The sequence below is a fragment of the Paraburkholderia sp. MM5496-R1 genome, assembly GCF_050436205.1.
Taxonomy (GTDB): Bacteria; Pseudomonadota; Gammaproteobacteria; order Burkholderiales; family Burkholderiaceae; genus Paraburkholderia; species Paraburkholderia tuberum.
In genome coordinates, this window is record NZ_JBNDLT010000003.1 from 45,575 (window position 1) to 58,187 (window position 12,613).

Annotated in this window: 12 protein-coding genes and 1 pseudogene; 4 read left to right on the forward strand and 9 right to left on the reverse strand. The window is 60.7% G+C overall.

The window, feature by feature from the left end; translation table 11 throughout:
* Positions 1–433 precede the first annotated feature (433 nt).
* A complete protein-coding gene (locus tag OKW38_RS26365) occupies positions 434–2,014 on the forward strand; it encodes a cation:proton antiporter (protein ID WP_429363884.1) in 1,581 nt (526 codons plus the stop codon).
* Positions 2,015–2,055: 41 nt separating this feature from the next.
* Positions 2,056–2,214: pseudogene (locus tag OKW38_RS26370) on the forward strand (pirin family protein); the annotation flags it as partial.
* Positions 2,215–2,385: 171 nt separating this feature from the next.
* Here OKW38_RS26370 and OKW38_RS26375 read toward each other — a convergent pair.
* The 4 genes from OKW38_RS26375 to OKW38_RS26390 form a co-directional block, all read right to left on the reverse strand.
* On the reverse strand, positions 2,386–4,092 hold the full coding sequence (locus OKW38_RS26375) for an FAD-dependent oxidoreductase (RefSeq protein WP_429363886.1): 1,707 nt from the start codon (positions 4,090–4,092) through the stop codon (positions 2,386–2,388).
* 298 nt (positions 4,093–4,390) lie between these two features.
* Entirely contained in the window at positions 4,391–4,990 is a 600-nt protein-coding gene (locus OKW38_RS26380; RefSeq protein ID WP_429290569.1) for an NADPH-dependent F420 reductase, read from the reverse strand.
* A 13-nt stretch (positions 4,991–5,003) separates the two neighbouring features.
* Positions 5,004–5,201 carry a hypothetical protein gene (locus tag OKW38_RS26385; RefSeq protein ID WP_429363888.1) on the reverse strand — a complete coding sequence of 66 codons (198 nt, stop codon included), beginning with the start codon at positions 5,199–5,201 and terminating at the stop codon, positions 5,004–5,006.
* 29 nt (positions 5,202–5,230) lie between these two features.
* Positions 5,231–5,965, reverse strand: coding sequence for an SDR family NAD(P)-dependent oxidoreductase (locus OKW38_RS26390; protein WP_090810503.1), 735 nt, complete (start codon positions 5,963–5,965; stop codon positions 5,231–5,233).
* A gap of 130 nt (positions 5,966–6,095) precedes the next feature.
* On the opposite strand from OKW38_RS26390, the gene OKW38_RS26395 reads away from it, so the two are divergent.
* The gene (locus OKW38_RS26395; RefSeq protein WP_090809671.1) at positions 6,096–6,674 is read left to right on the forward strand and encodes a TetR/AcrR family transcriptional regulator; all 579 of its coding nucleotides are present in this window, start codon (positions 6,096–6,098) and stop codon (positions 6,672–6,674) included.
* A gap of 690 nt (positions 6,675–7,364) precedes the next feature.
* On the forward strand, positions 7,365–7,718 hold the full coding sequence (locus OKW38_RS26400; protein WP_184070392.1) for a BON domain-containing protein: 354 nt from the start codon (positions 7,365–7,367) through the stop codon (positions 7,716–7,718).
* Between the two features lie 226 nt (positions 7,719–7,944).
* On the opposite strand, the gene OKW38_RS26405 is transcribed toward OKW38_RS26400, so the two are convergent.
* The 5 genes from OKW38_RS26405 to OKW38_RS26425 form a co-directional block, all read right to left on the reverse strand.
* Positions 7,945–8,136 (reverse strand): hypothetical protein, encoded by a 192-nt coding sequence (locus OKW38_RS26405; RefSeq protein WP_429363890.1) that lies wholly within the window; start codon positions 8,134–8,136, stop codon positions 7,945–7,947.
* Positions 8,137–8,351: 215 nt separating this feature from the next.
* A complete protein-coding gene (locus tag OKW38_RS26410; RefSeq protein ID WP_429363891.1) occupies positions 8,352–9,098 on the reverse strand; it encodes a hypothetical protein in 747 nt (248 codons plus the stop codon).
* A gap of 262 nt (positions 9,099–9,360) precedes the next feature.
* Positions 9,361–9,843 (reverse strand): hypothetical protein, encoded by a 483-nt coding sequence (locus OKW38_RS26415; protein WP_429363893.1) that lies wholly within the window; start codon positions 9,841–9,843, stop codon positions 9,361–9,363.
* A gap of 398 nt (positions 9,844–10,241) precedes the next feature.
* A complete protein-coding gene (locus OKW38_RS26420; protein ID WP_429363895.1) occupies positions 10,242–11,225 on the reverse strand; it encodes a hypothetical protein in 984 nt (327 codons plus the stop codon).
* Positions 11,226–12,194: 969 nt separating this feature from the next.
* A complete protein-coding gene (locus tag OKW38_RS26425) occupies positions 12,195–12,605 on the reverse strand; it encodes a hypothetical protein (protein WP_429363897.1) in 411 nt (136 codons plus the stop codon).
* Positions 12,606–12,613: the final 8 nt, after the last annotated feature.

Sequence of the window (12,613 nt, forward strand, 5' to 3'; positions counted from 1 at the left end):
GATGGATAGCGATGCGGCGAGGCGCGAGAACTCGCTGAATAGCGCCACATGCAGGCAGGCACTCTAATGACGCAAGCGGCCGAAGTCCTTGGCGCAAACTGAAAAGTTCTGAAACGAAGCCGCAATGCCTTTGCGCCCAGCGAGGCGCAAAAGCTTTAGCCACGATTCGGCGCCGTCGTCGCGCTCACGCACGACCCAAAGCTCGATCGAACGGATATCTCGCATGCGCCAGAGATTAAATATTCTTAATCAGACTCTGCCTGATCCAGACGAACCTATACTTTTTCCGCGAGCCTTTCGCGTAGTTCCTGTCACGCCACGTTCACCAACCAAGACTCGCATCATGAATCCGTACATCCCTTCGCTGCTTGCCGGTACTCTCGCCGGGGTCGTCTACGGTCTGATCGACGTGCAATCCCCGGGCTTCTAGCGGATGAACAACGTCGAGTTTTTTCATTACCTCCTGCTGTTGATCTGCGGAGCGGGCGCCCTGACGTGGCTCGCGGAGCGCATCGCGATCCCGCCCGCCGTCGTTCTGCTGCTCGGCGGCTGTGTGATCGCAGTCGCCGGCAGGCGCGTACCCGACGTGGACCCGAACCTGCTGCTCGCGGCCGTGCTGCCGCCGCTGCTGATGTCGAGTTCGTTCTATACGGCGTGGAAGGAATTCCAACGCGGCATCGGCACGATCGTTTCGCTCGTGCTCGGGGCCGTGACATTCACCACCGTCGCCGTGGCTGTCGCCGTGCATGCCTTCAACCCGAACCTGCCATGGGCGGCGTGCTTCACGCTCGGTGCGATCGTCTCGCCGCCCGACGCGGTCGCCGCCAAAGCGATCCTTCAGCGCCACCCGCTACCCGCCAGGCTCGTGGCCGTGCTGGAAGGCGAAAGCCTCGTGAACGACGCGTCGGGCCTGCTGCTCTATCAGATGGCGGTCTCGGCAGCGCTAGCCGCGACGATCACGGTCACGAGCGGATCGGTGCTGTTCTTTACGCTTACCCTGATCGGCATCGCGGTCGGCATCGTGTGCGGCCAGGCCATGTGTTGGGTGCTGCCGCGTCTGGGCGATCCGATGCTCGGCATCGTCGTGACCTTCGTTATGGCGTGGGCCAGCTACGGTATCGCGGAGGCCGTCGGCGGATCGGGTGTGCTGTCCGTCGTGACCTGCGGTCTCGTGCTCGGCATCCGCCAGCATCGGGTATTCGACGCCGATATGCGCATAAAAGCCAAGGCGACCTGGGAAGCGGTCGTGTTCGTGCTCGAGGCGCTGGTCTTCATCCTGATCGGCCTCACACTGCATGCACTCCTCTCACGGGTGAATCACGAATCGGCCGTGTTGACGGCCGGGCTGCGTGTCGCGTTGCCGGCAACTGCGGCAGCCATCGTTGCGCGCCTCGCATGGGTGTTCGCTGCGATCTGGCTGCCCGACCAGATACGCGCGAAACGCTCGGGCCGCGAGCCGTGGAGCTTCAAGGAAGCGGTTGTGCTCGGCTGGGCGGGTATGCGCGGCGTCGTCAGTCTGGCGGCCGCAATCGCGCTGCCAGACAATTTCCCCGGCCGCGACCTGATCGTCTTCAGCACATTTCTGCTGATCATCGCGACGCTTGTCGTGCAGGGCGGCAGCCTCGCGCCGCTCATCCGGCTGCTGAAACTGCGCCCGACAGCCCGTCACTCCATGTCCGAGCATGAGGCGCGCGCCCATGCGTTCGGCGCCTCTCTCGCTGCGCTCGAGGAAATCGACGAGCGCTCGTCCGGCATCGAACGCGCGACGTTCGAGCGGCTGCTAGCCGAATACCGGATTCGCGTCACCGCGAACGAAAGCGCATGCCAGTTGGGTGCGGACCGAATCGAACACCGTGCGCACTTCCTGCGTGTCGAACTCGAACTCGTTGGCGTGTCGCGCGAGGCATTGCTCGGCCTGCATCGCGACGGCAAGGTGGACGACGCGGTCCTGCATCGCATCGAATCCGAACTTGATTTCGAGGAGCTGCGGCTGTTGCGGCTGCTCGAACCATGACGGTTTGCCTCCACGTCGGCCCTTAACGAAAGGTCTTCATCATGCCCACTACGATCAAGGCTCTGCTCGCGCCACGCGAAAGCGACATCGGCAACCTGATCGTGCGGCGCGTGCTTCCCGCCCGTGCCGCGCGCCTCATCGGACCATTCATTTTCTTCGACCATATGGGGCCAGCCGTGCTGCCCGCTGGCAGCGGCGTGTCTGGTTCGCGCGAGAAAATTGTGGCTGCGCGGCAAGCCTGGGCTGCGCGGACCTTCGGCAAAGTGCCTGGCGAAGAGCATGAGTGGACGCCTCAACCCGAGCGTGGCGCACATTGAGCATTGACTTGGGGAGCGATTGCGTTTGGCGCGTCATGCCGCTCATTGCGCGCCTCAAGAAGCCTTGACGCGCGCTTCGTCTCGACCGAGCCACGCATGAATCTGGCTGACTACCGCTGCGCCGTCTCCTACCGCTGCGGCCACCCGCTTCGGCGCCCCTGATCGGACGTCGCCGATCGCGAAAAGCCCCGGCACGTTCGTCTCGAGTGGGAAGCGCTCAGTGCCTGCGTTCGCATCGGGCGGCCCCGTTTCGACAAAGCCGCGCTCATCCAGTTGAACGCCCATCGATGTCAACCAGTCTGTTTTTGGATCGGCGCCGATGAACAGGAAAAGATACTGTATCTCAATGAGCTCACTGCCCTGTTCGTGATGAAAGACGCGAATTCGCTCAAGACCACCGTCGCTCGCTTCCAGTGATTCAAGCGTGCATCTTGCGCAGATCGACACGTTTGGCAGAGCGCTGAGCCGGTCTATCAGGTAACGGGACATGGTGGCTTCGAGACTATGGCCACGTATCAAAACGCGTATGCTTTTCGCGAAGTTGGCGAGAAAGACGACAGCCTGCCCAGCCGAGTTACCGCCACCGATCAGCACAACGTCTTTCCCGCTGACGAGACGCGCCTCGATGGGCGACGCCCAATAGTAGATCCCTCTGCCCTCGAAGCGCTCAAGGCCCGTCACGGAAGGCTTTCGATACACCGCTCCGCTCGCGACCACGACTGTCCGCGCACGCACGCGCTGTCGATCGGAAAGCGCGAGCACGAAGTTGCCCGCCGCGCCCTCGACCCGATGGACCGCAGTGGGAATGGCCACGTGAGCACCAAATTTCAATGCCTGCTGAAACGCGCGTGCTGCAAGAGCTTGCCCCGATATGCCGGTCGGAAAGCCAAGGTAGTTCTCGATACGTGCGCTCGCACCGGCCTGACCACCTGGCGCGCGCCGATCGAAAACCACGACCGAAAGCCCCTCCGACGCCGCGTAAACGGCCGCCGCGAGGCCCGCCGGACCCGCGCCGATGATAGCGATGTCGTAGCACTGCGACGCACAGAACGTCGGCACCAGGCCGAGCCGGGTGGCGAGCTCCACTTCGTCGGGCGCCCTCAGGACCGACCCGTCCGGGCAAAAAACAAGCGGGAAATCGTCGGCCTTCGAAGTGAGGCCGGCGAGCAGCTGCACGGCGTCCGAATCCTTGTGCGCATCGATCACCGCAGCCGGATAGGCATTGCGCCGCAAAAAGCCTTGCAGGCGGACTACCCTCGCGTCGTCACCCTTGCCGACGATAATGGGACCGAGCCCCTGCTCGATGAGCCCGAGACGCCTCAGGATCAACGCGCGCATGATGTGCTCGCCCAACTGGGCGTCCGCGATGATCAACGCCCGCAACTGCTCTGAGTTCAGGACAAGCGTATCGCAGTCAGTCATGGCAATCGCGTCCACCAGCGACGGCTTGCCGGTGAGTTGCGCCATTTCGGCCATGAAATGGCCGTCATGATGGTCTGTCACGACCGTGGTACGCCTTTGCGGGTCGCACGAATAGATCCGCACACTCCCGCGCAGCAAGATGAATAGCCCTTCTGCAATGCGCCCCGTCCTGAAGATCGAATCGCCGGCCTTGAACGACTTCGGGCGGCCATAGCGGCTCGCACTGCGTATCTCCGCATTGGAAAGGCGCGGAAACATTTGATGCTGCCGATATTCAAGGGACGAAAACGGAAGTTCAGAGTCGAGTGAGCTTGCGTTCGTGTTACCTGCGTCGATCATATTCGCCTCGCCTGCCGGCCGCGTTGAGTTCGAGTCCGGATGTTAGCGACATCAAGCCCAAAAGTTCTTGTTGCGAAGCTGAATAGTTCTGAAGAGACCAGCAACCCTATGGGAAGCGCTTTCCCGTCGAGCGGGCCATTGCGCCACGCGCAACACGAGCTCGCGCGCTGAGTATATTCAGCTGGGAGCTCGTGTTGTTTTGCTTGGTGAGCATCGCACGCGCCTACCGAAGGCTCGAGTTCGGTAGCTGGACTCGCTCGGAAATGCTGGGCGGACGTGACTTTGCCGTGACGCGCCGCTATTTGAACTTGACGAGATCCTTGAAGATCAGTTGAGCCCAGGTATTCCCCCTGGCCTGGACGAGCGAACCGCCATCCTTGAGCGGTCCTAGCGCAATCGGCGCGAAACCGAGTTGTTCAGCCAGAGCCGCGACCGGTGCCACCGCACTTTCGTCATCGCTCGACAAAAACACGACGCGGCTGCCGCCATTCACACTCGGATCAGCGGCCAGAACGGCGGCGGGCAGATGGTTAAAACCCTTTACGAACCTGGACCCGGTAAACGCCTTAGCGACAACTGCGGAGGACGGCAGACCTTGTAGCTCTTCGACGGGAACGCCGTAAGCATTTGTCGCGTCGATGACCGTCTTGCCCTTCCAACTCTTGATCTGCTTCGCGACCTCGCGGTGCTCCCAGAAAGGAACCGCCAGGAAGATCGTGTCGGACGCGATTGCATCCTGCAGCGTCCTGGGGACGACGGTAGGGCCGATCGCTCGTGCCTGCTGCATCAACGTCTCGGGAGGGCGCCGGCTGGCGACCGTTACGTCGATGTTCTTTCTTGCAAACGCTCGAGCGAGTGCCTGGCCTACCGCGCCAAAACCAATAATCGAATAGCTCATGCGAACTCTCCATTCAGGTGACGTTTTGATCAACCACGGATCCATGGTGATTATTGGCAACCGGGCGCGCGGAAGCGTTGCCCGCGTTAGGCGGCCCGCTGCGCGCGATGCGCCACGCGAGCCCCAGCAGACACGCGGAGCCGAGCGCCTTCAACGCCGTTTGCAGCGACAACAGCGCGAGCAGACGTGACAATACCCGCTGGACAATCACCGAAACCAATCCAGCTTTTCGGCGCGATTTCAGATAGCCGAGAAGCCGCCGTCGACAGACAATTCCACCCCATTCACGAAGCTCGAATCATCTGAAGCAAGAAACAGCGCGACCGTCGCAATTTCCTCAGGACGACCCATCTTTCCCCGCGGGATCAGGGATTCGAACATCCGCTTCGCCTCCTCGGTGAGAACCTGGTCCTGCATCGGTGTGGCGATCGGTCCCGGGCTCAGCACATTCACCCGGATATTCCTGCCCTTCAGTTCGTTAAGCCAAGTGCGTGCGAATGAGCGCAACGCCGCCTTGCTCGCCGCATACACGCCGTAACCCGGAAAACCTTTCACCGAAGCAACCGACCCGGTCATGAAGATCGATCCGCCATCGTTGAACAACGGCAACGCCTTCTGAACCGTAAACAGCGTGCCGCGCGTATTCAGGCCGAAGGTCGCATCGAAGTCCTGCTCGGTAATCTCGCCCAGTGGAACGGCTTCGCCCATGCCAGCGCTCGCGAACAGGATGTCGATCTTGCCCTTTTCACGCCTGACTGTATCGAACAGGCGGTCGAGGTCGTCGAGATTGGCCGCGTCGCTGCGCACGCCGGTCACGTTCCGGCCAATCTGCTTGACGGCTTCGTCGAGCACCTCCTGCCTGCGGCCCGTGATGAAAACATAGGCGCCTTCTTCGACGAACCGCTTGGCGCTCGCCAGCGCCATGCCGCTCGATCCCCCCGTGATGACTGCAACCTTACCCTCAAGCTTTCCCATGACATCTCCTTTCGTGGTGTCGGACAGCGTCTCGGTTCCCATCTGCACAAATGTGCTGTATCTTGTGGATCACTGATCCAGATACGAATTCATTATAGACGGATCACCGATCCGTTTGTCAAGGCGATTTATGCGAGCCGACGCCAGAAAAAATTACAGCCATCTACTTGCGGTCGCGCGTGACGTCGTCACCGAGCATGGCGCCGATGCGTCCATGCGAGATATCGCCCGCCGGGCCGACGTCGGGTTGGCCACACTGTTTCGCCATTTCCCGACACGAGAAGCCTTGTTCGAAGCGTTGCTGCGTATGAACGTGGACGAACTGATACAGCAGGCAGCCAAACTAGAAACGTCGAATCCGCCTGACGAAGCGCTGGTGTCCTGGTTTCGCGAAGGGGTTGCATTCGTTCGTAGCTATAGCGGCATTTGCGCCTTGTTCGCGACCGCGCACGCGGACCCTGACTCCGCGCTTCACGCTTCGAGCACAGCGCTGCGTTCAGCGGGCGCGCGACTACTGCGCCGTGCTCAGGCCGAGGGAACGGCGCGCGCCGATATGGATGGGGTCGACCTGTTCGCCCTGATGTCGGCGCTCGGCTGGCTCGACGGCCAACCCGGATTCGCGCCACGCGGGGATCATCTCTTTCACATTATTACGAGCGCCATCCTGACAAACCGGTCGAGCAACGATGTCGAGAAGGCAACGTGTTGAATCAGATCGCCGACGCATACTTTCCTACCAGGAAAGCCCCGGGGATTCGAACCAGACGACGCAAAGCTAACTGGAGCCGACACTCGAATGGCCACTACCGCACTTGATCGATCGGCCGCTTCTGGCCGATCTTTGTCCGACGTCGATCAACGGCACGCGAGCAACTTCTGCCCTTCGACGTGGAAAGACCGCAACAGCAACTTCCAAAGTACAGCGGCCGTTCACGCGGATGTCTATGCGCCACACAAGGCGCGCGCGACGGTCAAAAGGAGAGCCTTGACGGCCTGCCTCGAAGTACTCAGCTTCAACGTCCGATACAAAGACTACGAGCGTCATAACCACACGGGCGCTAGCTGGAGCGCAAACACGCGCCAGTTGAGGCGTTCAGCGTTCCTTGCCATGTGTACTGGAGTCGGGCGCCTCCGTGCAGCGCGTTGAGGCGTAACCTTTCAGCACGCTGATCGTGCACGTGGTGAGGTGGCTTCCAATGCGTCACGCGTTCGGATCTGCGGTGACGCCTCGCCAGCGATACTGCGGCTGCTCATTCGCGAACTCGCCGATGATCGGCCTGCCAGCGGGCACGCGCGTCTGGATACGGGCTTTCCCTTAATCGTGCAAGCAGCTTTGTTAGAAGCGGAATGTTGGCTATCTTTGACTCACCATCTGCCAAGCCGAACGAGAGAGGCAATCATGAAAGCATGGAACGTCGTGAATCTGCTCGTCGTCGTGGGATGCGTGACGTTGACGTCGAACGTCTACGCGCAAGCCAGCAACGCTATGCCGATGGGCTCGAGTCCGGCTGCAAGTTCAGGCAAGGCGACGCCAGCGGACAAGAAGCTGGCTCGGGATGTACGCAAGGCGTTGTCGAAAGCGCCCAACTTCAACGTGTCGAACGTATTCGTCAAGGCGCGCGGCGGCGTCGTAACATTATCAGGCAGCGTGTCGGACGGTCCTCAGATCCAGCAGGCCGCGGAAGTGGCGAAGGGCGTGCCGGGTGTAACGTCGGTGAGTAACCATCTGACGCTCTATACGAAAGGCTATTGACGCTTCGAGGCGGCGCCGGGAAGTACTGGCCGTTTTCAGCCGTGAAAAGAGGAGCCGACGCTCTCGCAGGACGAGATGTTCACCGTGCCGGGTGGACTATCTCTCCTGGTGCGTGGGCCACGAACGCTCGGACCTGAAGTATCTGAAGGATTCGGTGCGCGCGATGTACCGATGAAACGTTGTTCCAAGAGCGCGAAAGGCATTTGCCGACCCGATACTCGGTCGTTCAAGTCCAGTTCGAATGTTCCTTGCGCAGCTTATCCGGCCTCGGGTTGGATTTAGAAATGTTGGCGTGGGTGCGAAGGAACGCGAGATAGTTGTCGTCTTCGGCCAGCAGGTAATCATTGAACTGTTCGGTAGCAGGGTCGGCGTAGACGATGTAGCCGCGTTCGTTGACGAGAAGGATGTCGTTAGGCATGGCGGTGTCTCCTCGAAGATTAACAGTACTTGAAAAGCAGGGGCCGAACAACCCGTGCTACGAGCATGACTAGGTCGGTAAGGCCGGTCTTCGTGGTCAGGGTGCTGAGCCCTCGCGAATTCCGACTCGATGGGGGGGAAGGATTGCGTTCGTCGTCCCAGCTCCGGCCATTCGCCGCGCGCGATACCCGTCGCGCGGCGCGCCGCACGCCCGGTTCAATGCGATCGGCCGTGGCCGCCGCCACCCCAGTAACGGCCGCCGCCCCAGCCGCCACCGCCACCGCCACCGCCGCCCCAGCCGCCACCGCCGCCCCAGTTCGCGTGACCGGCGCCCGAAGCGCTGCTGCCGTAGCTACCACCTCCCCAGCTGGCGTGACTGCCGCTCCACGCACCCTGTCCATTTCCCGAGTAAGCGTGGCTGTAGTAGCCGTTTCCATAGTACCCATGGCCCCAGTAGCCGTGGGCGGCCCAGTAGGTGTGATGGCCATAGTGGTAGTGGCTGTAACCGCCGCAACACCCGCCCCAGAAGGCGAACGACACCGACGGCCACCAGTAGTAGCCCGGCCAGTACCCGTAGTACGGGTATGGATACGCGTAGGGGTAGGCCGGTGGATAGGCGATTGGATAGTACGCCGGCGCGCCATAGGCGGGCGCGGGGGCGAAATCGTACGTCGATGGCGGCCCGTCGGGCGACGTGCCGTCGGGCATGTTGAATTCCTCTGGCGCCGGAGCCTGCTGCGACGGGTCCCCGGGCGCGACGGGCACGCCATGCTGCGTGGCCGCCGTCGGCACGGCGGGATAGCCATTCGGATAGGCAGTGGAATAGGTAGCAGGATAGCCCGGGTAATACCCGTAGCCTGGATAGTAGCCGTACGGTACGTAGTAACAACCAGACAGCGCGCCGGACAACGCAAGAACTGCAACGGCGCTGCCGGCGCGCAACGTTGCATCGAGCGGGTTCATGACATGCTCCCTCGTTATTCGCGCGGCGACATGCGCCTCACACTTTCCATTCAGCTTATGTCAGGGTTCCATGTTGCACGTTATAAAGTGGTAACGGCGTATTTCAGGTAGTGCCCCCCCCCCCGGAGATTGAACTGAACATCGCGAAGTCGTATCCGCCTTCAGCTTTTCGCTGATCGCCCAGATTTCCTTGAGCTTCAGCGGAGGCTTCTGATCAGTGAGCTTTACGCTGGGCCGCGTGCAAGGCACCGTGAGGCCCGAACTAGCCTTTTTGCATCCAGTACTCGCCCTCGCATTTACTCTCATTTAGGTTCTGTGAGACGTCCGTGTTGGTCATAAAGTGAAGGATGCCGCAAATGCCACGCAGCTTCCCCGTGCCGCCGGTGAGCACCGTGCTTCCTATGACGGTGCGGACATCGGCGGACTGGCCGGTTGCAGACTGTGAGATCCCGTCAAACTTGCCGAGAATCTTGTCGCCGCCTTCCAGGTTGTAAAACCCATAGCCGATGACGGTGCCGTTGCCATCGACGGTGTCCACGGTGCCGCGCAGCCATTGCTCCGTGACGCTTACGCCAGCAAACATCAACGCGCCCTTGGGAAAGGTGCGATGCAGTTCATAGAGTGCGAGCGAATGCCCCGGTATGTCTTCAACGTCCAGCAGGTGAAGCAGCGTGTATTTCGAATTTTCGCCTGACACCTCGCAGGATATTTTCTCCCGCCTTTGAGCGGAACTTGACTGGTTCATAGTCAGCCTCCATTGCGTAGTCCGTTCACATTGCCGATGACTTTGCCACTAACTTCGGTAGCGGGCCACCCGGCTCTGTCGACTAGCTAGGCGCTAGGTCTACGGCTGCTCACAGGGGTACAACAGCCGCTCGCTGCACCGGATGCTAACTTACCGCCAACCGCTGTGGGCCCGCACACCGGGCCTGGCCCATGGTGTCTGTGGAGAATTCTTAGAAGATCGCATGGAGCTCATGCTGACAGCCAACCATCAGGGTGAGGCCGCGGCGAGCGCTAGGGCTCGACACGGCTTGCCGCTATTGCGCTCGCTACCTGACTCCCACGCGGGCTTTTCAAACCGTGGAATTCCTAGGCCGCCCACAAAGCGTGCGACAACGGACGGCAGCAAAAAGGGAGTCCTTAAGGCTGCGCCAGCGTTGCGACGTGCATCGTGAAGGGCATTTCGGTATTCGTACTATGCCACGTCGGGACCGCGTGCTCCGGGCGGTTGCCGACGGAGCCCAGCAGCCCCAGCGCGTCGATGGCGCCAAGGAATTGCTCATATTCGCCGACAACTGGCCGCTCAGCGATGCTGCATGCAAAGGTCAGAACCCTGAGACGGCTCAGCTTTTCCTCCTCCAGGTCCGCGATAGCGTTCTCGATGACGAGCGCTCCTTTACTGTGTCCAACCAGCGTCCTGATGTGGTCGGTGTGTTTCAGAACGGAGTGCAGTACGTCAGAAGAGCCGCTGCCATGCTGGAACACTGGAGCCTCGGTTGGGGCCGTTTTCGCTCCCGGCACGGTCGCGACCAGACTCCTTCCTACAGATGCGGCTCCCGGCAACAATACCGCCAGTGTGTTCTGAAGAGGCTGCTTCATCCAGTACGTAAAAATTCCGAACCCGAGGAAACCACCCAGTGCCTGCTGGACGACGTCAGCTAATCCGTAGCCGGGAACAATGCCTGCCACGGGCTTTCCCATTGCGCGGGAAACATTCCACGCCAAGGCCGCAGATCCGAGGGCGGAGCTTCCCACGCCACTTACCGAGATTGAGTCAATACGGCTCACGCCGTCTTTGGCGCGCAGGAACTCGGAGACATCGAAGAAGCACTGGATGTGAGGAGTCGTGCTGGCGTCAACGATAACAATGGCACCCTCTGGGTTTGCTAACGCGCTCAGGTCGACCTCTTGAAGCGCTCGAGCAAACTGCGCGCCGAAGTCACAGGGGCCGTGGATGGTCACGTCCAAACCGTCGAGTTTCATCGCGCGATGAAAAGCAGTGACGTCATAGAAGACCATATCAATGAGCGTATTGGCGAACCGAAGCGAGCTGATGAGCGGCTTGATCTGCGCGCGCTGCACCTCGAAATCGGACAGTTTGAAGGGCTCGTATACAGTAGCCATGGGGATGCTCACAGAATGCGCGACCATACGCCTTTCTGCCGTCACGTATCACACTCCCAATGATCCGCAGGGCTGGGAACAACTGCGCTGGTACGTGAAGCGTTCCTTCGGCTAGGGAGCAGGCCGACTCGCACAAAGGTAGTTAACCCTGAAGCATTGCGGCGGCCAATCTACGTGCTAGGGCCGCCATGCATTGCGCGATCGCTCCACTGGCATCCGGCAGACTCCAGAGTAAGCCCAGCCACTCCAATGACATGCTCGTGGTCGGGCGACCGGCAGCATCTGGCCGAACCCGGTCCGATGATCCGCGCAGAAACAACTACATCGCATAGTCAGAATTGTCGCGGCAAGCACTGACCCATGCCACCGGCGGAGATGCGTTCTGCATCACTTTTCGGTGTCTAGGTGTTCCAGCAATTCGTCAACGGATCATCTCGCATCCTTGTGCCTTGCTGCTTCGTTAACGCACTCCAATCACCGTAGATGCGGCCCGGCGCGGCCGAGACTAGAGCGAGGACGCGGCGCGGGACTGCTGCCGTCGTTGTGGCGATTCGAGGCAACGAGCGGCATAGTGCGGCATAATGCAATTCTCTCAGGTTCTGGCGCGGCCCTCGGAATAGCCAGAATCTTTAGCCGACCGCAACCCGGTCGGCTTTTTTTCGCCCCGAGGGGGAGCATCAACTTAAGCTACCGTCCAGAACACGACGTTTGCGTCCGTCCGAACCGCCATCCCTTCGCCGAATCCTGAATTTCCGTAGACGACCCGTTGCCGACGGTCAAGTCGTCGCGGTTCAAACGGCAGGTATCAAAGTGGAACGGCCATACCGCGCAACGAGTAGCATCTTTTCTGCCGCAGTAATGGCAGATTCAATGTGTGCCAAAGATATCTGCATCCAGATCCCGCTCACCTGCAGGTATCGTCCGGCTACGGGATCTGAGAAAGATTTCGCTTCGCCTCCAGCAATTCGATCAGCGCTTGATCGCGCTGGCGAAGCATTTCTGAAAAATCGTATGACTGAAGTTAAGCATCGACGCCCCTCGCAATAGACTCAATGTAGTCGTCCGTGCCCGGATATTTGCCGAGGTCTCTAGCCCACTCACGCTGGGCGGCACCCAGATGCTGCAGCACATGCGTGATGCCACCGGATCCTCCGGAAGCGTGAAGATTGAGAAACGGACCGAGCAGTGCCCAGCGCAGGCCTGGGCCGTAGGAGATCGCAGCATCGACGTCCTCCACAGAGACGACCCCGCGCAGGGCAACGCGCCCTGGAACGCATTGGCGCCGATCACGATATTGATAAAGTGCGGCGCGTCGTCGAGCCCCTCGTTGATCGCGCGCTGAACATCCTGGACGAAGTCGGCGAGGCTGACCGGCCACAAGGGAACCC